Origin of the sequence: Shewanella oneidensis MR-1, from assembly GCF_000146165.2 — a bacterium.
Classification (GTDB): domain Bacteria; phylum Pseudomonadota; class Gammaproteobacteria; order Enterobacterales; family Shewanellaceae; genus Shewanella; species Shewanella oneidensis.
On record NC_004347.2, the window covers coordinates 1,241,870 to 1,264,730 of the forward strand.

Genomic DNA, 22,861 nt, shown 5'->3' on the forward strand with positions numbered 1-22,861 from the left:
GAAAATTGACTGCGCTGTCATTCGCTCTTTAATGAGTCAAACCAGCGAAATGCGCAGAAAACGGATGAAACGCGCTAGCAAGCAGTCCCAAATGGAGTCAATGCGTGTTTGAATTAATTTCTGGAACCAAACGCTTATCCTTAGCTTCGCCCGTAGTGATGGGCATTCTGAATGTCACTCCCGATTCTTTTTCCGACGGTGGAAAGTTCTCTTCCTTTGAATTAGCTTGCCAGCATGCCGATGAGATGGTCGCTCAAGGAGCGCTCATCATTGATATCGGCGGCGAGTCAACAAGACCAGGGGCGGCTGATGTCGGCGTTGAGGATGAGCTCGCTCGTGTGATCCCGCTGGTAGAGTATGTTGCCAAACACCATGATGTGTGGATTTCGGTCGATACCAGTAAGCCCGAAGTGATGCGACAGGCGGTGAATGCCGGTGCCCATTTAATTAATGATGTTCGCGCGTTATTGGAGCCTGGTGCATTAGAGACTGCGGCGCAGCTGAATGTACCTATATGTTTGATGCACATGCAGGGAGCGCCACGCACTATGCAAGCGGCACCCGAATATCACGACCTAGTTGCTGATGTCTCTGAATTCCTAAACGAGCGTATTCAAGCCTGTCTCGAGGCAGGGATCCCGCGGGAGCGGTTGTTAATCGACCCAGGCTTCGGCTTTGGTAAAACTTTAGCGCATAACTATGAATTGCTAGCAAAGTTAGAGACTTTTACTCAGTTTGAACTGCCAATCTTGATAGGTTTATCCCGTAAGAGCATGATAGGAAATCTTCTTGCTAGGCCGACCTCCGAGCGCCTTGCGGGAAGCCTTGCTGGCGCTATGATAGCGGCCCAGAAAGGGGCACATATCATTCGTGTCCATGATGTCCCTGAAACAGTTGATATGCTCAAAGTGTTACAAGCGACACAGGCATATTACTAGCGCTATTTTTGTTAAGTATTTCATTAATATTATGATCCCGAACGAAGGAACACATTGAAGTTTGTGGGGCGATATGAGCGAACGTAAATTTTTTGGAACTGATGGCATTCGTGGCAAAGTGGGCTCTGGCCAGATGACGCCTGAACTGGCATTAAAATTGGGCTGGGCTGCTGGAAGGGTCTTATCCCGTAGTGGCACTAAAAAAGTCATTATTGGTAAAGATACCCGTATTTCAGGTTATATGTTTGAATCAGCGTTAGAGGCGGGTCTTTCTGCCGCAGGGCTTAATGTGATGTTAATGGGACCAATGCCAACGCCTGCGGTGGCTTATCTCACTCGCACTTTCCGCGCCGAAGCGGGCGTGGTGATCAGTGCATCCCACAATCCTTACTATGATAATGGCATTAAATTTTTCTCAACCGATGGCAGTAAACTTGACGACAATCTAGAGCTAGAAATTGAAGCAGAACTCGAAAAACCATTGGTTTGTGTTGAATCGCATCTCCTCGGTAAAGTGTCACGTATCGAAGATGCCCGTGGCCGTTATATTGAATACTGCAAAGGTAACTTTCCTGCAGATCAAACCTTAACGGGGCTAAAAATTGTGGTGGACTGTGCCCATGGTGCAACCTATCACATTGCTCCAGCGGTATTTAGAGAGTTAGGTGCTGAAGTAATTGCCATTGGTGATAAACCAAACGGAGTCAACATCAATGACAAAGTGGGTGCAACGTCCATGGCGAAGATTTGCGAAACTGTTTTGGCTGAAACTGCTGATTTAGGGATTGCGCTCGATGGCGATGGTGACCGTATCATGATGGTCAACAGCAAAGGTGAAGTGATCGACGGCGATCAAATTCTTTATATCCTTGCCTGTGATGCTAAAGCCCGTGGCGTGTTACGCGGTGGGGTGGTGGGGACACTTATGTCTAACCTGGGCCTTGATTTAGCCCTGCAAGCGTTAGATATTCCCTTTGCCCGTTCAAAAGTGGGCGACCGTTATGTGATGGAGTTACTGAAAGAACTCGATTGGCGCATTGGGGGGGAAAATTCGGGTCATATTCTTAACCTTGACCATGGTACGACGGGCGATGGTATTGTGGCGGGGATTTTGGTACTGGCAGCCATGCGTCGTCAAAACGCAACGTTAGAGCAATTAACCGCGCCTATGGAAATGTTGCCGCAAGTGTTAGTGAATGTGCGTTTTGAAGGCGAACATGATCCCTTAAGTTCTGATAAAGTCAAGGCAGCACAAGCCCAAGTTGAATCAGAGCTTGGTGTTCGTGGCCGAGTATTACTACGTAAATCAGGAACAGAACCATTAATCCGCGTTATGGTTGAAGGCGATGATCACAATACGGTGTTAGCGCACGCTAATCTGATCGCAGATGCGGTAAAATCGGCGAGCTAATCAAGTGAATCTTTAGTCAAGTGCAGCTGATACCGATTAAAAAAGAAGGTGTTAGCTGCATAAATGAGCAATAACTGAGTTCGGCGTGTAAAAAGTAAGCATTCCAACCTAATATCTGAAAAATTTCGAATTTAGCTATTGTAACTTAATAAGTGGTTCGCTATTATTCACGCCGCTTTCAGAGGAGACAGTGATGGCACTCAGACGTCCTATGGTAGCTGGCAATTGGAAGATGAACGGCAGTGCGGCATTAGCCCAAGAGTTGTTCAAGAAATTTGCCTCAAAGCTCCAAAATGATTCAGCTGAAGTGGTTTTATGCCCGCCTTCTATCTATCTAGAAAGCGTCAGGCAACTGCTAGAAGCAAACAAGGAAGCGTTAGACGGTTCACTTGTTAGGATGGGCGCACAGAATTTAAGTCAGCATGACTTTGGCGCTTATACCGGAGAAGTTTCGGGTCAGATGCTTAAAGATTGCGGATGTCGATATGTTATTATCGGGCATTCAGAACGTCGCCGTATGTACGGAGAGACGAGTAATATTGTAGCGGAGAAATTCGCTGCAGCACAAAAGCACGGCTTAACCCCTATTTTATGTGTGGGAGAGTCGGGTCCAGCACGAGAAGCAAGACGTACTTTTGAGGTGATTGCTGAAGAGTTGGACATAGTGATCCAAAAAAATGGCACTATGGCTTTTGATAACGCCATTATCGCTTACGAGCCATTATGGGCAGTAGGAACTGGTAAGAGCGCTACACCAGAGCAGGCGCAAGAAGTTCATGCGTTTATTCGCAAACGTCTCTCTGAAGTGTCTCCATTTATTGGGGAAAATATCAGGATTCTCTACGGTGGAAGTGTGACACCGAGTAACGCGGCAGATTTATTTGCCCAACCTGATGTTGATGGTGGACTGATTGGCGGTGCCAGTTTAAACTCTACCGAGTTTTTAAGTCTGTGTACCATAGCGATGAGCGCATAATATGTATGAAGTTTTAGTGGTTGTTTACTTGTTGGTTGCATTAGGTTTAATTGGCCTGATCTTAATCCAGCAGGGTAAAGGAGCTGACATGGGGGCCTCATTTGGCGCCGGTGCATCAGGTACCTTATTTGGTTCAAGCGGTTCAGGTAACTTCCTGACACGCACAACGGCAATCCTAGCCATTGCGTTTTTTACCTTAAGTTTGCTAATTGGCAATTTAAGTGCAAACCACGCAAAAAATGAAGATGCATGGAAAAATTTAGGTTCAGACACTGAACAGGTTACCCAACCTGTTGAGCAAGGAACCGAAAAGTCAGAAACAAAAATTCCTGACTAAAAAGGTGTCGCCGAGGTGGTGAAATTGGTAGACGCGCAGCCTTGAGGTGGCTGTGTCCTAACGGACGTGCGGGTTCAAGTCCCGCTCTCGGCACCATAATTAAGCTAAGTCAGTATCGATAAGAACAGACTTAGTTATTGCAAGCAAAGACGTTAGTCAATATACTTGCACACAGTTGACGCGGGGTGGAGCAGCTTGGTAGCTCGTCGGGCTCATAACCCGAAGGTCGTCGGTTCAAATCCGGCCCCCGCAACCAGCTCCTAGTAATGAATGTTGTTTAATTCATTATGGTTTACAGGTTCTTGAAGCTAATAACCTCGTCATTACGGGGTTTTTTGTTGTCTGGGACTTTTAAATTTGTCGTATCCTATACGACGTTTTACTAGGGCTATTAAGCCCTTTTTTGTTTTTTCGGGGGTCAATTTTGGCAACATTAGAATCCAGACTGGCAGACATGCTCAAAGTGCCTGTGGAAGCATTAGGCTTTCAACTTTGGGGTATTGAATATGTACAAGCCGGTAAACATTCCATACTGCGCGTGTTCATTGATGGTGAGAATGGCATCAATATCGAAGATTGTGCCAACGTAAGTCGCCAAGTCAGTGCTGTGCTAGATGTTGAAGACCCTATTTCTACTGAATATACCTTAGAGGTTTCTTCGCCTGGTGTAGATAGACCGCTGTTCACTGCTGAACAATACGCGGCCTATGTCGGCGAGGATGTCAAACTTCAACTGACTATGCCTGTCGCGGGCAGTCGTAATTTAAAAGGCGCCATTACTCAGGTTGACGGCCAAATGCTGTCGGTGAATGTGAATGGTAAAGAGCTGGTTGTCGCCTTGGATAATATCCGTAAAGGCAACATCATCGCAAAGTTTTGATGGTTTCAAGGTGAACGAGGCAAGACAAAATGAATAAAGAGATTCTGCTAGTCGCTGAAGCGGTTTCAAATGAAAAGGCCGTTCCACGCGAGAAAATTTTTGAAGCGCTAGAGACTGCGCTGGCTACCGCTACCAAGAAAAAATACGAAGGTGATATCGACGTTCGTGTTGCTATCGACCGTAAAACTGGCGCTTATGAAACTTTCCGCCGTTGGATGGTGATCGATGACAACGGTGTTGCGTTAGAAAACCCATACCGTGAGATCACACTGGAAGCGGCACGTTTCGAAGAACCAGAGATCCAACCTGGCGAATACATTGAAGACCAAATTGAATCAGTGGCTTTTGACCGTATTACCACTCAAACCGCCAAGCAAGTCATCGTGCAGAAGGTGCGTGAAGCTGAGCGGGCGCAAGTGGTTGAGCAGTTCCAAGATAAAGAAGGCGAACTGATCACTGGTGTTGTTAAGAAAGCAACCCGTGAAAGTGTCGTTGTCGACTTAGGCAATAACGCTGACGGCGTATTGTTCCGTGAAGACTTGATTTCACGCGAATCTTTCCGTCCTGGTGACCGTGTTCGTGCACTGCTTTACTCAGTTCGTCCTGAAGCGCGTGGCGCGCAGTTATTTTTAACTCGCACTAAGCCAGACATGCTTATTGAGCTGTTCCGCGTTGAAGTACCGGAAATTGCCGATGAATTGATTGAAGTGATGGGCGCAGCGCGCGACCCTGGTGCGCGAGCTAAGATCGCCGTGAAATCAAACGACCGTCGTATCGACCCCATCGGTGCTTGCGTTGGTATGCGTGGTGCGCGTGTTCAAGCCGTATCGAATGAACTCGGTGGTGAGCGTGTTGATATCGTGCTGTGGGATGATAATCCAGCACAATATGTGATCAACGCCATGGCGCCAGCTGATGTGGCTTCTATCATCGTAGATGAAGACAACCACTCAATGGATATCGCCGTTGAAGCAGAAAGTTTGGCTCAGGCCATTGGTCGCAATGGGCAAAACGTTCGTTTAGCAACTCAGCTGACTGGCTGGGAACTGAACGTGATGACAGTGGAAGACATGAATAAGAAACACCAAGCCGAAAGCGCTAAGGTGAAGAGCTTATTTATGAAATCTCTGGATGTAGATGAAGATTTTGCACAAGTACTGGCTGATGAAGGTTTTACTTCGCTCGAAGAAGTGGCTTATGTGCCTGTGTCTGAATTATTAGCAATTGATGGTTTCGATGAGGATCTCGTTGAAGCATTACGTGAACGTGCAAAGGCTGCGATCTCAACTCGAGCGCTCGCATCTGAAGAAGCACTAGATGGTGTGGAGCCAAGTGAAGAGTTATTAGCACTTGAAGGTGTTGAAAGACACTTAGCCTATGTTTTAGCAAGCAAAGGTATCGTAACTCTAGAAGATTTGGCTGAACAAGGCATTGATGATTTGATCGAAATTGAAGAATTGACAGAAGAAAAAGCAGGTGAGCTGATCATGGCCGCCCGCAACATCTGTTGGTTTGGCGAAGAAGCATAAGTCGATCAACAGGGGGATTTAACTGATGGCAGATACTACCGTAGAGAAATTGGCCACGGAAGTGGGTAAAAGTGTTGAACGTCTGATTGAGCAATTCTCTCAGGCCGGAATTAAGAAAGGCCAAGCTGATAATGTATCTGAAGCTGAGAAGCAGCAGTTACTTGATTATCTGAAGAAACAGCATGGTGGCGATAATGCGCCGACCAAAATGACGTTGCAACGTAAAACCGTATCGACCCTGAGTGTGGCTGGTAATGGTGGTCAATCTAAAGACGTTAAAGTCGAAGTGCGTAAAACGCGTACTTTTGTTAAACGTGATGTGAGCGACGCGGTGCTTAAAGCGGAAGAAGAAGCTAAAGCCAAGGCTGAAGCCGAAGCGAAGGCTAAAGCAGAAACTGAAGCGAAAGCTAAGGCTGAAGCCGAGGCGAAGGCTAAAGTCGAAGCAGAGGCGAAGGCTAAGGCAGAAGCAGAAGCGAAAGCAAAAGCGAAAGCAGCTGCTGAAGTCAAAGTGACTAAAGACACGTCGCCAGAAGCGGAAGCTGCACGTATAGAAGCTGAGCGTTTAAAAGCGGCACAAGAAGCAGCAACTAAACGTAAGCAAGCTGAAGAAGCGGCGAAAGCGGCTGAAAAAGCGCGTCTATTAGCAGAAGAAAACTCTAAGCGTTGGGCCGAGGAAGAGCGTCAACGTTTAGAAGCTGAACGCTATAGCGATCACCATATCACTACCTCTAAAGTGGCTCGTGCTGCTGAAGATTCATCGGATATGGATGAAGAAAAACGTGGCCGTCGTGCGCGCAACAAAAACACCGCCAAAACCAAACGTGGTGGTAAAGATGCCCGTGACGGCCGTGAAAAACACATGCGTAACCGTAGCACCGCGCCAGAATCAATGGCCCATGGCTTTAATAAGCCCGTTGCTGCTGTTAACCGTGATGTGCGTATCGGTGAAACCGTTACTGTTGCAGAACTGGCTCACTTAATGGCGGTTAAAGCGACTGAAATCATCAAGCAAATGATGAAGATGGGCTCAATGGTGACGATCAACCAAGTGTTAGATCAAGAAACCGCCCAGTTAGTTGCTGAAGAAATGGGTCATAAAGTTGTACTGATCCGTGAAAACGAATTAGAGCAACAAGTTCTGTCTGAGCGTGATGAAGAAGGCGGCGTGAAGCTTGAGCCTCGTGCACCTGTTGTGACCATTATGGGTCACGTTGACCACGGTAAAACCTCACTTCTTGACTATATCCGCCGCGCGAAAGTGGCTGCGGGTGAGGCCGGTGGTATTACTCAGCATATCGGTGCATACCATGTTGAGACAGAAAACGGCATGATCACCTTCTTAGACACCCCTGGCCACGCCGCGTTTACCGCAATGCGTGCCCGTGGCGCTAAGGCGACGGACATCGTTGTTCTGGTTGTGGCTGCCGATGACGGTGTTATGCCGCAAACCATCGAAGCGATTCAACACGCTAAAGCGGGTAACGTGCCATTGATCGTGGCAGTGAACAAGATGGACAAGCCTGAAGCGGATATTGACCGCGTGAAGAGTGAATTATCTCAGCACGGCGTGATGTCTGAAGATTGGGGCGGTGACAACATGTTCGCCTTTGTATCTGCTAAGACTGGTGCGGGTGTTGACGATTTGCTCGAAGGCATTCTGCTGCAAGCTGAAGTACTTGAACTTAAAGCAGTTCGTGACGGTATGGCAGCGGGTGTTGTTATCGAATCACAACTGGACAAAGGTCGCGGCCCTGTGGCAACGATTCTGGTTCAAGAGGGTACACTGCGCCAAGGCGACATCGTTCTATGTGGTTTAGAGTACGGTAAAATCCGTGCAATGAAGGACGAGAACGGCCGTTCAATCACAGAAGCGGGTCCATCGATCCCAGTTGAGATCTTAGGTCTGTCAGGTGTGCCATCAGCAGGTGATGAAGCCACTGTCGTACGTGACGAGCGTAAAGCCCGTGAAGTAGCCCTTTACCGTCAAGGTAAGTTCCGTGACGTGAAATTAGCGCGTCAGCAGAAGTCTAAGCTGGAAAACATGTTCGCGAACATGACCGAAGGCGAAGTGAAGGAACTGAACATCGTTCTGAAGGCTGACGTTCAAGGTTCACTCGAAGCGATTACTGACTCATTAATGGGTCTGTCTACCGACGAAGTGAAAGTGAACATTATCGCCCGCGGCGTGGGTGCGCTCACTGAAACTGACGCAACTTTAGCGGCTGCATCTAATGCGATTATGGTTGGCTTTAACGTGCGTGCCGATGCACAAGCGCGTAAGACTATCGAAAACGAAAGTGTTGACCTACGTTACTACAGCGTTATCTATAATCTGATTGATGAAGTGAAAGCGGCGATGACAGGCATGCTGTCACCTGAATTCAAACAACAGATTATCGGTCTGGCTGAAGTTCGTGACGTCTTCAAATCACCAAAACTGGGCGCTATCGCCGGTTGTATGGTGACTGAAGGCACCATCAAGCGTAGCGCACCAATTCGTGTTCTGCGTGATAACGTGGTGATCTTCGAAGGTGAGCTCGAATCGCTGCGTCGCTTTAAAGATGACGTTAACGAAGTTCGCAATGGCATGGAATGTGGTATCGGTGTTAAGAACTACAACGATGTCCGCGTGGGTGACCAAATCGAAGTATTCGAAACCGTCGAAGTGGCACGTACACTGTAACGATAAAGAGGGCGGCATTAGCCGCCCTTTCAATTTAATGACATTAGCTATGGTAACTCTATTATGGCAAAAGAATTCAGTCGTACACGTCGTATAGGCCAACAGTTACAGCAGGAGCTGGCTGTTGTCCTACAGCGCGACATGAAAGATCCCCGTATTGGTTTTGTGACCGTCAATGACGTTGATGTTTCTCGCGATTTAAGTTACGCCAAAGTCTTTGTCACCTTCTTTGAAGAAGACAAAGATGTGGTGCAAGAAAAGCTTAACGCGCTGATTGCTGCGGCGCCTTACATCCGCACCTTAGTGGCTGGCCGTATGAAGCTGCGCGTGATGCCAGAGATTCGCTTCGTTTATGACAGTTCATTGGTTGAAGGTATGCGTATGTCTAACCTCGTCAGCCAAGTCATCAACAGCGATAAAGCGAAACAACAGCAGTTTGGTAGCGTTGACGATGATGTTATTGAGAATGACATCGAAGAGAGCGATGACACCGAAGGTAAAGTGTAATGGCAAGACGTTCAAAGGGCCGCTTTATCGATGGTATTGTATTGTTGGACAAAGCCACTGGCATGAGCTCCAACTTTGCATTACAGCGGGTAAAGCGCTTTTTTAATGCAAACAAAGCAGGCCATACTGGTGCGCTCGATCCTCTGGCGACGGGCATGCTGCCAATCTGTTTAGGCGAAGCGACTAAGTTTTCGCAGCATTTGCTGGATTCAGATAAACGTTATCTGGTGACGGCAAAACTGGGACAACGTACCGATACCAGCGACTCTGACGGCGAAGTGGTGCAGACGCGCCCACTTGAGTTTACTCAAGACCAGCTGATGTCGGCTCTAGCGCATTTTCGTGGTGATACCTTGCAAGTGCCTTCGATGTATTCGGCGCTCAAATATCAAGGCCAGCCTTTGTATAAGTATGCCCGCGAAGGCATTGAAGTGCCCCGTGAGGCACGCCCTATCACCGTATTTGAGCTGAACTTTATCAGTTTAGAAGGTGATGAGCTGACCTTAGACATTCATTGCTCTAAGGGAACTTATATTCGCACTATCATTGACGATTTAGGTGAAATGCTCGGCTGTGGTGCTCACGTCATCATGCTGCGTCGCACTCAAGTGGCGCATTATCCCTACGAAAAAATGGTCTCCCTTGAGCAGCTAGAAGCCTTAGTTGTAAAGGCGCAAGAACAACAGCTTGATCCAAGTAGTTTGTTGGATGCTCTACTGCTGCCAATGGATACAGCGGTTGCAGACTTTCCAGAGGTGAATGTGCCAGAGGCCAGCGCTGCGTATTTAATGCAAGGGCAGGCTGTGCGAGTAGCGGGCTTAGAGGCTGACAAACTTGTAAGGATTACATTAGGTGCTGAGCAGCGTTTTGTTGGCATCGGTTCGATGAATGAGGATGGTTTGCTAGCACCTAAGCGACTTATCGTGATCCACGATGAGCCTAAAGCACCTTAGTTAAAGCTAATGCTTGATTAATCCACCTGCTTTTATTGCGCGCGCCTGAGATTATCGGTAGAATAGCGCGCCCTCTGGCTGAGTTAGTGATCGGCTGGAGATTATCATTTTATATTTGGAGAGACACATGTCACTAAGTACTGAAGCGAAAGCAAAAATCCTGGCTGAATTTGGCCGTGGCGCAAATGACACTGGTTCAACTGAAGTTCAAGTTGCGCTGTTAACTGCTCAAATCAACCATTTGCAAGATCACTTCAAAGAGCACATCCACGATCACCACTCACGCCGTGGTCTGTTACGTATGGTTAGCGCTCGTCGTAAGTTATTAGCTTACCTGAAGCGTACCGAAGCTGTACGTTACAATGAGCTGATCCAAAAGTTAGGCTTACGTCGTTAATCACACGTCGGCTAACGTAAAAAAGGAGGCTTAGCCTCCTTTTTTATTGCCCCAAATGGGGTGGATTTAAGCCCTTCGTTCTTATCATCTACTAAGTCCCGCGTAGCCCATCCAAATTGCTGATAGTCGCTGTTTGACTGGCCATATAGAGCGCCTCAAAGTCAGCTTGTGGCAAAGGCTGGCTAAAATAAAAGCCTTGTCCTATCTGGCACTCATTACTCTTAAGCCAATCCAGTTGCAGCTCGTTTTCAATTCCTTCTGCCACGATAGTCAGATTTAATTGTTTACCTAACATCAAAATTGTTGATGCGATTGCGCTGTCTCCAGGAAGATCGGAAACGAAGCAGCGATCGATTTTCATGGTTGTGATTGGCAGATGGCGAAGGTAAGAAAGGGAAGAATAACCTGTACCAAAATCATCGACTGCAATACCAAATCCTGCCGATTTGAGTTGCTCTAATTTGTTGATAGCAAGTTCAATATCATTCATTAACGAGGTTTCAGTAATCTCAATTTCTAATAACTCTGGTTGAATTTGATAACGCAGCGCCATTTGTTTGATATCTGATACCAGGCTTGCATCGGCAAACTGTTGTGACGCGACGTTAATCGCGATAGGAATGGCATAGTTATATTTTTTCTGCCATTCCCGCAGCACTCGGCAACTTTGCTCTATCACCCAGCGACCAATCGGAATGATAATCCCCGTCTCTTCTGCCACCGGAATAAAAGACATGGGGCTAATCAATCGGCCGTCTTTTTGCCAACGAATTAAGGCTTCACAACCGGTTATTTTGCCTGTTTGTAGGTCTAATTTAGGCTGGAAATACAGCAAGAACTCGTTATTTTTTAATGCATCATGCAGTGATGCTTCAGTACGAAGCCTGACTGCTGCCCGTTCGGTCATTTGCTGTTTGAAGAAAGCCCATTGATTCGAGCCCGCCGCTTTTGCGCTGTACATCGCGATGTCGGCATGGCGGATAAGATCTTCAGCGCTACTTCCATCCTCTGGATAGATAGAAATCCCAATAGATGCAGCGGGGTGAATCGCGTGTTCATTCAATTGGATGGGCACATTGAGTTGCACTAAGAGTTTATCGACAAAGTCCGCCGCTTGGTCTGGGGAATGTACAGAGTCTGCTAAAATAACGAATTCATCACCACCTAAGCGTGAAACAGAGCCTTTGTCGCCCACGACGCGCTCTAGAATGCGGGCAATACGTGCGAGAAATTGATCGCCTAGTGCATGTCCTAGGGAGTCATTGATATTCTTAAAACGATCTAAATCGATAAACATCAAGGCAAAGCTACGCTTGTGAACCCGCGAGCGTTGGATAGTCACGGCAATCGTTTCGAGCAGTAAAGTGCGATTAGGCAATCCTGTGAGTGGGTCTCGGGTTGCCATTTTACGAAGTTTGGACTGCGTCTGGCTGAACTGAATTAAGATCTGATTAAATTTTGACGTCACTAATCCCAATTCATCATCCTTATGGGCATTGGACATGGGGAGTAGATTTTCATCGGGCGAATCGGGCTCGATTTTATCTATCGCTTCACTGATCCTCGCTATTGGCTGAGTTAAAAAGCGGTGAAACACAACCGTTAATACTAAGGTGAGCAAAAGTGCGCGGGCTAACGTGGCAAAAAAGCTAAATCTGAGCTGACTAAAGAGTGTGTTGGTCAGTTCTTGAGTGTCGTAAAAAATGGTTAATGTGCCGATAAGCTGCTGTTTTTGCGTACCTTCAAAGTAAAATGGCCGGTAGAGAGGGCGAGAAATTTCTTTCAGATCATCAAACAGTTGATTGCTGAGACTAATGAAGGTTTGCGAGTTGTTTGCCCGATTATTACTTACTGACACGAACATTGACCCGTCATCAAGCTCTATTACCGCAGAGCCTACATGTTCAACTTTTATGGCGCCTTCTAGGGTTTGCCTGGCGAGATTATCATCCAATGCCCAAACAGCATTTGCAGCGGGTTGTTCGACAGAATCGAGTAATTCCTGTTGAGTTGTAGTGAGTTGCTGTTTAGTGGATACAACGACAAGGGCAATTTCAACAATAAAAATAGCGATGGCAAAAAATAACGCAGTAAAAACGACGAGGTTAGTCTGTTTCCAAGTTAGGGATTTAAAGCGACCCGTCATTCAGCTCTTCCTTTTATTGTTGTTTTTCACCAGAGGGTATTGTCCATATCACTATAGAGCATAACTCTTTGTTGATTTAACCACTTTAGTGAAAAGATAGCGCTTTGTCATCATTATCTGCTCTTTATCTATGGTTCGTAATTGCAGTATACTTACGCGCGTAATTCAAGGTCATTAATTAAGGAATGGGTCACGTGAATCCAATAGTAAAGAGTTTTGAGTATGGTCAACATACAGTCACCCTGGAAACAGGTGTCATTGCACGTCAAGCAGATGCAGCCGTTTTAGCCAGCATGGGTGACACGACAGTGTTAGTCACTGTTGTAGGTAAAAAAGAAGCCGAAGCTGGCCGTGACTTCTTTCCTCTGACTGTTAATTATCAAGAAAAGACTTACGCAGCAGGTAAGATCCCTGGCGGTTTCTTTAAGCGTGAAGGCCGTCCTTCTGAAGAGGAAACGTTAATCGCTCGTTTGATTGACCGTCCAATTCGCCCTCTTTTCCCTAATGGTTTCAAAAACGAAGTTCAAGTTATCATCACTGTAGTATCTGTCGATCCAGAAATCGAGCCGGATATCATCTCTATGATCGGTACTTCTGCTGCATTAGCGATTTCAGGTATTCCATTCAACGGCCCATTAGGCGCTGCTCGTGTGGGCTACATTAATGGCGAATATGTATTAAACCCAACTGTGAAACAAATCGGAGCTAGCCAACTTAACTTAGTGGTAGCGGGTACTGAAAGCGCAGTATTAATGGTTGAATCTGAAGCACAAGCCTTGCCAGAAGAAGTGATGTTAGGCTCTGTGGTTTATGGTCATGACCAACAACAAGTGGTTATCAAAGCGATTGCTGAATTCAAAGCTGAAGCCGGTAAACCTACTTGGGATTGGACCGCGCCTGTTGAAGATGAGGCGTTAGTCGCTCAAATTAAAGAGCTGGCTGAAGCAGGCTTTATTGAAGCATACCAAATTCAAGTGAAACAAGAGCGTTACGCTCAAGTGGCTGTGGTAAAAGCTGCTGCTAAAGAAGCATTACTGGCCGCTAATCCTGATGTTGATCTACGTGAAGTAGACAACTTATTAGGTAGCTTAGAGAAGAAAGTTGTGCGTGGACGCATCCTACGTGGTATGCCACGTATCGATGGTCGTGAACCTGATATGGTTCGTGCATTAAGCGTGTTAGCGGGCGTATTGCCACGTACCCATGGTAGTGCATTGTTCACGCGCGGCGAAACACAAGCGTTAGTGACTTGTACTTTAGGTACTGAACGTGATGCTCAGAAGATTGATAGCATTATGGGCGAGCGCACAAACCGCTTTATGCTGCACTACAACTTCCCTCCTTACTCTGTTGGTGAAACGGGGATGGTCGGTTCACCTAAGCGCCGTGAAATCGGCCATGGAAAGCTCGCATGGCGTGGTATCAATGCTGTTATGCCATCTGCAGAAGAGTTCCCATACAGTGTTCGTGTGGTTTCTGAGATTACTGAATCAAACGGTTCAAGCTCTATGGCGTCAGTATGTGGTACTTCGTTAGCGCTGATGGATGCGGGTGTACCTATCAAGACTTCTGTAGCGGGTATCGCTATGGGTCTAGTGAAGGAAGGCGATGACTTCGTTGTTCTTTCTGACATCTTAGGTGATGAAGATCACTTAGGTGATATGGACTTTAAAGTGGCGGGTACCCGTGATGGTGTAACTGCACTGCAAATGGATATCAAAATCGAAGGTATCACCAAAGAAATCATGGAAATTGCACTGCAACAAGCCTATGGCGCACGTGTGCATATCCTGAACGTGATGGACCAAGCCATTGGTTCACACCGTGCTGATATCTCTGATCATGCTCCACGTATTACCACCATCAAGATTAACCCAGAGAAAATCCGTGATGTTATCGGTAAAGGCGGCGCAGTGATCCGTGCTCTGACCGAAGAAACCGGCACTACGATTGAACTGGAAGATGACGGTACTGTGAAGATTGCTTCTTCAAATGGTGAAGCAACCAAAGAAGCGATTCGTCGTATTGAAGAAATCACTTCAGAAGTTGAAGTAGGTCGCATCTACAATGGTAAAGTGATTCGTATCGTTGATTTCGGTGCTTTTGTTAACATTCTGCCAGGTAAAGATGGTTTGGTGCACATTTCGCAAATCAGCGATGAGCGTGTGGCTAACGTATCTGACCACCTTGAACTAAACCAAGAAGTCACCGTTAAAGTAATGGAAGTGGATCGTCAAGGTCGTGTAAGACTGTCAATTAAAGAAGCACAGACGAAAGAACCTGCTGCTGAATAATTGTCTTTAGCAGACATTATCGTCGTCAGTTTTGATATGACGTGACTAAAAGGAGATCAATTGATCTCCTTTTTGTTTGTTTTGGTTTAATTAAGTTGTGTTTAATGCTATTCCTCAATAGCAGTCCTGAAGTTGGATTGCTATCATGAACATTCTTCCGCGTGAGTTGGAAATCAAAAAAGGTAGAAATGGATGAGTCTTAAAATTAGAACCGCTGTTGTTGCTGTGCTGGCGGGTGCCAGCTTGATGTTGGCTGGATGTGCGACCACTCAATCTCCCTTAGACAACCAAAATGACGTTGAAGGTAAGTTGGTTATCGCCCCGGTGATGACCGATTATAAAGTCGAGGTAACCCTTGCCAAACTTAACGAGATTTTATCAGCAGTTGAGTTAACCAATGAACAACGTGCGCGCTTTCATTATGACCGTGGTGTGATTTACGATAGCGTAGGTTTACGCTTGATGGCACGTATTGATTTTATGCAAGCACTTAAACTGCAACCCGATTTAGCCGATGCCTATAATTTTCTTGGTATTTATTACACCCAAGAAGGTGAATACGATAGTGCTTATGAGGCCTTCGATGGCGTGTTAGAGCTAGCACCAAACTACGATTATGCCTACTTAAATCGTGGTATCGCGCTTTATTACGGTGATAGGAACGATCTTGCATTGAAGGATATGCAAGCGTTTTACGCCGCCGATGATAAAGATGGCTACCGCGCCTTGTGGTTATACTTGATCCAATCAAAGGATGATGCTGCTGGGGCTAAACGTCAGCTACAGGAGCAGCGTAAGGGACTTGAAGCGGATGCGTGGTCAACTGTGATTGTTGATTATTATTTGGGTGTTAAGAGCCGCGACCAAGTGTTTGCCGATGCCAAGTTAGGCCTTACCCACCCTAAAGAATATGCCGAACGTCTCTGTGAGGCCTATTTCTATCTCGCTAAAATGGCCATTGCTAACAAGCAATATCAAGAAGCTGCAAACTATTTCCGCCTTGCCCTTGCAACCAATATTTATGACTTTGTTGAGCATAGATATGCTCGGATTGAACTGGCAAAAGTTAAAGGTTTGCTCGAAGGTACAAAATAAGCCTTATCGCCCGAGGTACATCTTGGGCTTTACCTAGCCAAGTTCGCACTGAGGCGCTATAATTTGCGCCTTTTTTAGCGATACGAGTGCATAGGTTAAATGTCAGACAATAAAGTAGAGGTCGATAAACGTCGCACCTTCGCGATTATATCGCACCCCGACGCGGGTAAAACCACCATTACCGAAAAAGTGCTGTTATTCGGAAACGCGCTGCAGAAAGCGGGTACCGTTAAGGGCAAAAAGTCGGGTCAGCACGCTAAGTCTGACTGGATGGAAATGGAAAAAGACCGTGGTATTTCAATTACAACGTCTGTGATGCAGTTTCCCTATGGTGGCGCGCTCGTTAACCTACTCGACACTCCCGGCCACGAAGACTTCTCAGAAGATACTTACCGCACCTTGACGGCGGTCGACTCCTGCTTGATGGTCATAGATTCGGCAAAAGGGGTTGAAGACCGAACCATCAAATTGATGGAAGTAACGCGTCTGCGTGATACGCCAATCGTCACTTTTATGAACAAACTCGACCGTGATATTCGCGATCCCATCGAACTGATGGATGAAGTTGAGAATGTGCTTAATATCGCCTGTGCGCCAATCACTTGGCCTATTGGCAGCGGTAAAGAATTTAAGGGTGTTTACCATATTCTGCGCGATGAAGTGGTGCTATACCAAAGCGGTATGGGACACACGATTCAAGAGCGTCGCGTGATTGAAGGTATCGATAATCCTGAGCTGGATAAAGCGATTGGTAGTTATGCAGCTGATTTACGTGATGAAATGGAGTTAGTTCGCGGTGCATCTAACGAGTTTGATCACCAAGCCTTCTTAAAGGGGGAGTTAACCCCAGTATTCTTCGGTACTGCATTAGGTAACTTCGGTGTTGACCATATCCTAGATGGTATCGTGGAGTGGGCTCCAAAACCGTTGCCCCGTGAAAGTGATCTACGCATGATCATGCCAGATGAAGAAAAATTCACTGGTTTTGTGTTTAAAATTCAAGCCAATATGGATCCAAAACACCGTGACCGTGTTGCCTTTATGCGTGTGTGCTCTGGCCGTTACGAGCAAGGCATGAAGATGCATCATGTGCGTATCGGTAAAGATGTCAACGTGAGCGATGCCTTAACTTTTATGGCGGGCGATCGTGAACGTGCTGAAGTGGCTTATCCTGGTGATATTATTGGTTTACATAACCACGGCACTATCCGTATTGGCGATACTTTCACTCAAGGTGAAAAGTTCCGCTTTACTGGTGTACCTAACTTCGCTCCTGAAATGTTCCGTCGGATTCGTTTGCGTGATCCGCTCAAGCAAAAACAATTGCTCAAGGGCTTAGTTCAGCTATCTGAAGAAGGTGCGGTGCAGGTTTTCCGCCCATTAGACACCAATGATTTGATCGTGGGTGCGGTGGGTGTACTGCAGTTTGAAGTCGTAGTCGGCCGCTTAAAGAGCGAGTACAACGTTGAGGCGATTTACGAAGGTATTAGCGTTTCAACTGCGCGCTGGGTTTATTGTAAAGATGAGCGTAAGCTAGAAGAGTTCCGCCGCAAGTGTAGCCAAAACTTGGCGCTAGATGGTGGTGATAACTTAACTTACATTGCGCCGACTATGGTTAACTTAAATCTTTCGATGGAAAGATACCCTGATATTGAGTTCGCTAAGACGCGTGAACACTAACAGTGTTAAGTGACTAAGTTTAAAGGCGGTGATTCACCGCCTTTTTTGTATCTCAAATTAGTGGAGGCGATTTTTAATGAATTGGATAATACGAGCTTGGCAGGCTTATATCCGTTGGTGTGACAAGATGGGACTGACGCCCGAAAACCGCCGCTGTTGTATGCCACAATTGGAAGAACCACCATTAATTCGCGCTAAAACTGATTGTCAAACACAGGCTCAATCATCAAACGGAGGCACAAAAACGGAGTGACAGATTGATGATGCTAGATACCCATGCGCATTTGGATTTTTCTGAATTTGACGCTGACCGCGACGACGTAGTGCAACGTATGCGGCAAGTGGGCATTGATAATCTCATTATTCCCGGGGTTTCACCCGAACATTGGCCTAAACAGTTGGCGATTGCCAAGCAGTATCAAAGTTATTTTGCCTTAGGTATTCATCCTTGGTTTTGTCCAGAAAATGTGGATGAAACGATTTCTGCATTAACATTGCTCGTTTCTCAGTTACGAGAATGTCCCCGTTTTGTTGCAATTGGTGAATGCGGTTTAGATAAACTTTATCCTGACAATTGGAATCTACAGCTACTTTTTTTTGAAGCGCAACTGGCGTTGGCCCATGACGTCAATCTGCCGATTATTATCCATGCTGTAAAAGCGCATCAAGAAGTTTTGTCCTATTTAAAGCGCCATAAACTGCCCCGAGGTGGCGTTATTCATGCCTTCTCTGGCAGTAGTGATATCGCTCTCGAATATACTAAGCTTGGTTTTAAGCTTGGGATTGGTGGTTTAATTATGAATCCCAATGCGAAAAAACTGCTCAAAACTGTTAGTGAGTTGCCCTTAGACAGTTTCCTACTTGAGACTGATTCTCCTGCCATGACTCCGCTCAATGTTACAGATAAACGCAACCAGCCCGCTAATGCTGTACTTTTTATGGACAAAATTGCAACTTTGCAAAAAAAATCTAGTGTTCTAATATCAGAACACTTGGTGTTGAATGCAATGCAACTGTTTGACCTTTAGTTGTTTTTGGTTAAACAGGTGTATGTCGCAATAGCATTTTGCTCTAAGCGATTGAAATTAAACTCCAAAATTTTGATCAAAACGACGATTTTCGACTTTCTCTCGGGTATAATCTGACTCGGAAATAGGTTGATTAACAACATAATTAAAAAGTGTTAACAATAGGGTGATGGTTAATGAATATATTGATGAGCTTAGTAGGGGTGGTCGTCCTACTTGCGATAGGTTTCCTCCTATCGAATAACAAAAAAGCAATTAATTTACGTACAGTGGGTGGAGCATTAGCCATCCAGGCTGCCTTCGGTGGTTTTGTACTGTACGTTCCTGTCGGTAAAGACATTCTGAAAGGTATGTCTGACGCTGTTTCTAGCGTTATCGGTTTTGCACAAAACGGTATCGGCTTCCTGTTTGGTGATTTAGCTAACTTCAAACTTGGCTTTATCTTCGCTGTAAACGTGTTACCAGTTATCGTGTTCTTCTCTTCTCTGATCGCCGTTCTGTACTACTTAGGCGTCATGCAGTGGATCATCCGTATCATCGGTGGTGGTCTGCAAAAAGCATTAGGCACAAGCCGTACTGAATCTATGTCTGCGACTGCTAACATCTTCGTTGGTCAAACTGAAGCGCCGTTAGTAGTTCGGCCATTCATTCCTACTATGACTCAATCAGAACTGTTTGCGGTCATGGTCGGTGGTTTAGCTTCTATTGCAGGTTCTGTACTTGCTGGTTACGCGCAAATGGGCGTGCCTATTGAGTTCTTAGTTGCTGCATCGTTCATGGCGGCACCAGGTGGTCTATTAATGGCTAAGCTGATGCACCCAGAAACTGAAGTTGCTAAAAACGATATGGATGAGTTACCAGAAGATCCTGATAAACCAGCTAACGTATTAGATGCTGCTGCTGCGGGTGCTTCATCAGGTATGCACTTAGCCTTAAACGTGGGTGCAATGTTGTTAGCCTTCGTCGGTTTGATCGCGATGATCAACGGTATCATCGGTGGTGTAGGTGGTTGGTTTGGTGTTGAAGGTTTAACACTGGAACTGATCCTTGGCTATGTGTTTATGCCTTTAGCATTCCTTATCGGTGTGCCTTGGAACGAAGCGTTAGTCGCAGGTTCTTTCATTGGTCAAAAGATCATTGTTAACGAATTTGTAGCCTACTTAAACTTCGCGCCTTACATCTCTGAGGCTGCAACCGCTTGTACATCAGTTGCTGCTGAAGTGGTTAAAGGAAGCTTACCGTTATGTGTTGCTGAGACTCAAGCTGTGATGACATCTAGAACGCAAGCGATTGTTTCGTTTGCACTGTGTGGATTCGCGAACTTGTCTTCTATCGCAATTCTGCTCGGTGGTTTAGGTGCAATGGCACCAAACCGTCGCCATGATTTAGCTAAGATGGGGATTCGTGCGGTTATCGCTGGCTCTCTTGCTAACTTAATGAGTGCAACTATTGCGGGTCTGTTCTTAGCTATCTAAGCATAGAAACGTAGGGGAGCTCCTCCCCGATAACTAGGTCCTGGCCATGCAGGACTGGACCTAAGTTAATTCAACCATTTTCCAGTAGTGAATATTTCCCGATTGTATTCTCCAGATGACAGCTAAACTTTAGCTGTGATGCTGCAAATTGTCGTGATGTACGGCTAAGTTAATTAGACGTAAACAATAGGTCGCGACTTTGTTCACAATTAAGAATTTTGTGTTTGTGATTTTACGCTAGATTATTGAGATTTTTTTTAATCGAGGTAGAATGCGAGCGCCACAAAAAGAACGCTACCCAAGACGGTAGCAACCAAAATAATGGGGTTGATGATGAAAAACGTTAAAACTTTAGCTTTAGCTGCTACTGCTGTAGCTGCAATCTCTGGTAACGCATTTGCTGCTGATCGTTCTGACCTACGTGCAGGCGATCACAGCTGGATGCAGTTCAACGCTATGTATGCAGTAAACGAACTGCCTCGTGATGGCTCTACTGATAACGGTCACGATTACCTAGAGATGGAATTTGGTGGACGTGCTGGTGTTGTTGATCTATACGGTTATGTTGATGTGTTCAACGTAACTAACCGTGATTACGGTGACAAAGCTGCTGGTAGTGGTAAAAGCAAATTATTCATGAAATTTGCTCCACGTTTCTCACTTGATGCTATCACTGGCATGGATCTTTCTGTTGGTCCTATTCAAGAAGTTTATTTTTCAACTTTATTTAACTGGGATGACAGAATTGGTGAGGGTGTAAACTCTACATTCTGGGGTCTAGGTGCTGACGTTATGGTTCCATGGCTAGGCAAAACTGGCATGAATTTATACGCTTACTATGATCTGAACGGTAAAGATTGGAACGGCTACCAATTTTCTATGAACTGGTTCAAACCAGTTGTTAACTTCGATAATGGCAGTTTTATTGCTTTCCAAGGCTATGTTGATTATCAGTTCGGTGCTGATGAAGTTAATGCTTATGATGCCAATGGTCAGTACGTAAACACTACATTTACTTCTAATGGTGGTGCTGCATACTTCGGTCTGCACTGGCATTCAGATAACTATGCGCTTGGTTATGGCCTGAAAGCCTATAACGATGTTTATTTGCTGAAGGATGAAGGAACATTTGGTTTAGAAACTAAAGGTTTCGCTCACTACTTCACTGCAACTTACAAGTTCTAATTTCTTGTAAGACTAATGGAGCCGCGATGGTGGCTCCATTTTTTATGTGTCATGAATCTTTATCTAAACCCATTTATTATTTTGAGCAGTGCGTTTATATAAAGGTTTGTGTTTTTCTCGCGCTAAAACGGATTTTTCGCGGAAAAGTAGGAACAAGATATTATTCGTCTCCTCCTCTTCCGGTCTTCAAGGATTCAAGTCGTGATCACTTATAGTTAATTTAAGTGTCAGGATGCGTATGTATTATGCATAGGCAAGATTGAATACCTAATAATCATGTAATTTGCCCTACACAAATTACTCGGCATCGCCTGAAGGCCCGGCCATATAAAAATAATCAAAATAAAGCCACCTCTAAGCGTTGCTTATAAGCGACTGATTTCTTTTATTTGTTTTTATTTTGGAGAGCTATAATGACTGATTTAAAAAAAGCAGCACAACGCGCCATCGAACTTATGGATTTAACTACCCTAAATGATGACGATACCGATCAGAAAGTGATCGATTTGTGTCACAAAGCTGTGACGCCTGCAGGCAACACCGCTGCTATCTGTATTTATCCTCGATTTATTCCTATCGCACGTAAAACTCTTGATGAACTGGGTGCTGAAGATATTCAAATCGCCACTGTTACTAACTTCCCACACGGTAATGATGATATTGCTATCGCCGTATTAGAAACCCGTGCAGCCGTTGCCTATGGTGCCGATGAAGTGGACGTGGTATTCCCATACCGCGCGCTGATGGAAGGCAACGAAACTGTCGGATATGAGTTAGTCAAAGCCTGTAAGGAAGCCTGTGGTGAAGTATTACTGAAAGTGATCATCGAATCTGGCGTATTAGCCGATCCAGTGCTTATTCGCCGCGCCTCTGAGCTTTCTATCGAAGCAGGTGCCGACTTTATTAAGACTTCAACAGGTAAAGTGCCTGTGAATGCGACCTTGGAAGCGGCTGAAATCATGCTCACAGTGATCAGTGAAAAGAACACCAAAGTCGGCTTTAAGCCTGCCGGTGGTGTACGTGATGCCGCTCAAGCGGCTGAGTTTTTAGGTGTGGCTGAGCGTATTCTGGGGGCTGATTGGGTGTCTCCACGCACCTTTAGATTTGGTGCTTCAAGCTTGCTCAACAGCTTGCTACACACGCTAGAATTAGCCGATGCGCCTAAGCGGACTCAAGGCTATTAATCGAGAGTTGATCAACGATTAATACTAAAATCGTATATCGAAACTAATTAAGTGTGACCTAAATCTAGTTGGGAACATCAAAACTTCGATAGCATGTAATTGTAATATTGCTACAGTTTTGATGTTTCATTGCAAAGCTAAATAACAAATATGTTGTATTAGT

Annotated in this window: 18 protein-coding genes and 2 tRNA genes; 19 read left to right on the plus strand and 1 reads right to left on the minus strand. The window is 45.6% G+C overall.

What is annotated here, in order from left to right; genetic code table 11:
• Positions 1-104: 104 nt before the first annotated feature.
• The 12 genes from folP (at position 105) to rpsO (ending at position 10,611) form a co-directional block, all read left to right on the plus strand.
• Positions 105-938 carry a dihydropteroate synthase gene (gene folP, locus SO_RS05570; protein WP_011071428.1) on the plus strand — a complete coding sequence of 278 codons (834 nt, stop codon included), beginning with the start codon at positions 105-107 and terminating at the stop codon, positions 936-938.
• Between the two features lie 73 nt (positions 939-1,011).
• Positions 1,012-2,349, plus strand: a complete 1,338-nt coding sequence (gene glmM, locus SO_RS05575) for a phosphoglucosamine mutase (RefSeq protein WP_011071429.1) — start codon at positions 1,012-1,014, stop codon at positions 2,347-2,349.
• Positions 2,350-2,542: 193 nt separating this feature from the next.
• On the plus strand, positions 2,543-3,325 hold the full coding sequence (gene tpiA / locus SO_RS05580) for a triose-phosphate isomerase (RefSeq protein ID WP_011071430.1): 783 nt from the start codon (positions 2,543-2,545) through the stop codon (positions 3,323-3,325).
• A 1-nt stretch (position 3,326) separates the two neighbouring features.
• On the plus strand, positions 3,327-3,662 hold the full coding sequence (secG, locus tag SO_RS05585; protein WP_011071431.1) for a preprotein translocase subunit SecG: 336 nt from the start codon (positions 3,327-3,329) through the stop codon (positions 3,660-3,662).
• 9 nt (positions 3,663-3,671) lie between these two features.
• Positions 3,672-3,758, plus strand: a tRNA-Leu gene (locus tag SO_RS05590).
• An 83-nt stretch (positions 3,759-3,841) separates the two neighbouring features.
• Positions 3,842-3,918 (plus strand) — tRNA-Met (locus SO_RS05595).
• Between the two features lie 168 nt (positions 3,919-4,086).
• Positions 4,087-4,542 carry a ribosome maturation factor RimP gene (rimP, locus tag SO_RS05600; RefSeq protein WP_011071432.1) on the plus strand — a complete coding sequence of 152 codons (456 nt, stop codon included), beginning with the start codon at positions 4,087-4,089 and terminating at the stop codon, positions 4,540-4,542.
• Positions 4,543-4,571: 29 nt separating this feature from the next.
• Positions 4,572-6,071 (plus strand): transcription termination factor NusA, encoded by a 1,500-nt coding sequence (nusA, locus tag SO_RS05605; RefSeq protein WP_011071433.1) that lies wholly within the window; start codon positions 4,572-4,574, stop codon positions 6,069-6,071.
• A gap of 25 nt (positions 6,072-6,096) precedes the next feature.
• On the plus strand, positions 6,097-8,754 hold the full coding sequence (gene infB / locus SO_RS05610; protein ID WP_011071434.1) for a translation initiation factor IF-2: 2,658 nt from the start codon (positions 6,097-6,099) through the stop codon (positions 8,752-8,754).
• A 63-nt stretch (positions 8,755-8,817) separates the two neighbouring features.
• Positions 8,818-9,261: a 30S ribosome-binding factor RbfA gene (gene rbfA, locus SO_RS05615; RefSeq protein WP_011071435.1), complete on the plus strand. Its 444-nt coding sequence runs from the start codon at positions 8,818-8,820 to the stop codon at positions 9,259-9,261.
• Positions 9,261-10,214, plus strand: coding sequence for a tRNA pseudouridine(55) synthase TruB (gene truB / locus SO_RS05620; RefSeq protein ID WP_011071436.1), 954 nt, complete (start codon positions 9,261-9,263; stop codon positions 10,212-10,214). Before rbfA ends, truB begins: the two co-directional genes overlap by 1 nt.
• Positions 10,215-10,341: 127 nt before the next feature.
• On the plus strand, positions 10,342-10,611 hold the full coding sequence (gene rpsO / locus SO_RS05625) for a 30S ribosomal protein S15 (protein WP_011071437.1): 270 nt from the start codon (positions 10,342-10,344) through the stop codon (positions 10,609-10,611).
• Positions 10,612-10,702: 91 nt separating this feature from the next.
• Here rpsO and SO_RS05630 read toward each other — a convergent pair whose 3' ends face one another.
• Positions 10,703-12,757, minus strand: coding sequence for a putative bifunctional diguanylate cyclase/phosphodiesterase (locus SO_RS05630; protein ID WP_011071438.1), 2,055 nt, complete (start codon positions 12,755-12,757; stop codon positions 10,703-10,705).
• Between the two features lie 194 nt (positions 12,758-12,951).
• Between SO_RS05630 and pnp the strand changes: the two genes are divergently transcribed.
• From pnp to deoC, 7 genes are all read left to right on the plus strand, one after another.
• On the plus strand, positions 12,952-15,051 hold the full coding sequence (gene pnp, locus SO_RS05635) for a polyribonucleotide nucleotidyltransferase (protein WP_011071439.1): 2,100 nt from the start codon (positions 12,952-12,954) through the stop codon (positions 15,049-15,051).
• A 192-nt stretch (positions 15,052-15,243) separates the two neighbouring features.
• Positions 15,244-16,146 (plus strand): lipoprotein NlpI, encoded by a 903-nt coding sequence (gene nlpI / locus SO_RS05640; RefSeq protein ID WP_011071440.1) that lies wholly within the window; start codon positions 15,244-15,246, stop codon positions 16,144-16,146.
• Positions 16,147-16,245: 99 nt separating this feature from the next.
• The gene (gene prfC, locus SO_RS05645; RefSeq protein WP_011071441.1) at positions 16,246-17,826 is read left to right on the plus strand and encodes a peptide chain release factor 3; all 1,581 of its coding nucleotides are present in this window, start codon (positions 16,246-16,248) and stop codon (positions 17,824-17,826) included.
• Positions 17,827-18,089: 263 nt separating this feature from the next.
• Positions 18,090-18,854: a TatD family hydrolase gene (locus SO_RS05650; RefSeq protein ID WP_164925838.1), complete on the plus strand. Its 765-nt coding sequence runs from the start codon at positions 18,090-18,092 to the stop codon at positions 18,852-18,854.
• Positions 18,855-19,030: 176 nt separating this feature from the next.
• The gene (locus tag SO_RS05655; RefSeq protein ID WP_011071444.1) at positions 19,031-20,329 is read left to right on the plus strand and encodes a NupC/NupG family nucleoside CNT transporter; all 1,299 of its coding nucleotides are present in this window, start codon (positions 19,031-19,033) and stop codon (positions 20,327-20,329) included.
• A 333-nt stretch (positions 20,330-20,662) separates the two neighbouring features.
• Positions 20,663-21,514 (plus strand): nucleoside-specific channel-forming Tsx family protein, encoded by an 852-nt coding sequence (locus tag SO_RS05660; protein WP_011071445.1) that lies wholly within the window; start codon positions 20,663-20,665, stop codon positions 21,512-21,514.
• Positions 21,515-21,927: 413 nt separating this feature from the next.
• Entirely contained in the window at positions 21,928-22,698 is a 771-nt protein-coding gene (deoC, locus tag SO_RS05665) for a deoxyribose-phosphate aldolase (protein ID WP_011071446.1), read from the plus strand.
• Positions 22,699-22,861 lie beyond the last annotated feature (163 nt).

Excerpts from the sequence above, each read along its gene's own strand:
- rbfA (WP_011071435.1), top strand. The coding sequence starts at position 8,818 with ATGGCAAAAGAATTCAGTCGTACACGTCGTATAGGCCAACAGTTACAG.
- nusA (WP_011071433.1), top strand. The coding sequence starts at position 4,572 with ATGAATAAAGAGATTCTGCTAGTCGCTGAAGCGGTTTCAAATGAAAAG.
- deoC (WP_011071446.1), top strand. The coding sequence starts at position 21,928 with ATGACTGATTTAAAAAAAGCAGCACAACGCGCCATCGAACTTATGGAT.
- secG (WP_011071431.1), top strand. The coding sequence starts at position 3,327 with ATGTATGAAGTTTTAGTGGTTGTTTACTTGTTGGTTGCATTAGGTTTA.
- nlpI (WP_011071440.1), top strand. The coding sequence starts at position 15,244 with ATGAGTCTTAAAATTAGAACCGCTGTTGTTGCTGTGCTGGCGGGTGCC.
- rpsO (WP_011071437.1), top strand. The coding sequence starts at position 10,342 with ATGTCACTAAGTACTGAAGCGAAAGCAAAAATCCTGGCTGAATTTGGC.
- SO_RS05630 (WP_011071438.1), bottom strand. The coding sequence starts at position 12,757 with ATGACGGGTCGCTTTAAATCCCTAACTTGGAAACAGACTAACCTCGTC.
- glmM (WP_011071429.1), top strand. The coding sequence starts at position 1,012 with ATGAGCGAACGTAAATTTTTTGGAACTGATGGCATTCGTGGCAAAGTG.
- SO_RS05650 (WP_164925838.1), top strand. The coding sequence starts at position 18,090 with ATGCTAGATACCCATGCGCATTTGGATTTTTCTGAATTTGACGCTGAC.
- tpiA (WP_011071430.1), top strand. The coding sequence starts at position 2,543 with ATGGCACTCAGACGTCCTATGGTAGCTGGCAATTGGAAGATGAACGGC.
- SO_RS05655 (WP_011071444.1), top strand. The coding sequence starts at position 19,031 with ATGAATATATTGATGAGCTTAGTAGGGGTGGTCGTCCTACTTGCGATA.
- truB (WP_011071436.1), top strand. The coding sequence starts at position 9,261 with ATGGCAAGACGTTCAAAGGGCCGCTTTATCGATGGTATTGTATTGTTG.
- infB (WP_011071434.1), top strand. The coding sequence starts at position 6,097 with ATGGCAGATACTACCGTAGAGAAATTGGCCACGGAAGTGGGTAAAAGT.
- SO_RS05660 (WP_011071445.1), top strand. The coding sequence starts at position 20,663 with ATGAAAAACGTTAAAACTTTAGCTTTAGCTGCTACTGCTGTAGCTGCA.
- prfC (WP_011071441.1), top strand. The coding sequence starts at position 16,246 with ATGTCAGACAATAAAGTAGAGGTCGATAAACGTCGCACCTTCGCGATT.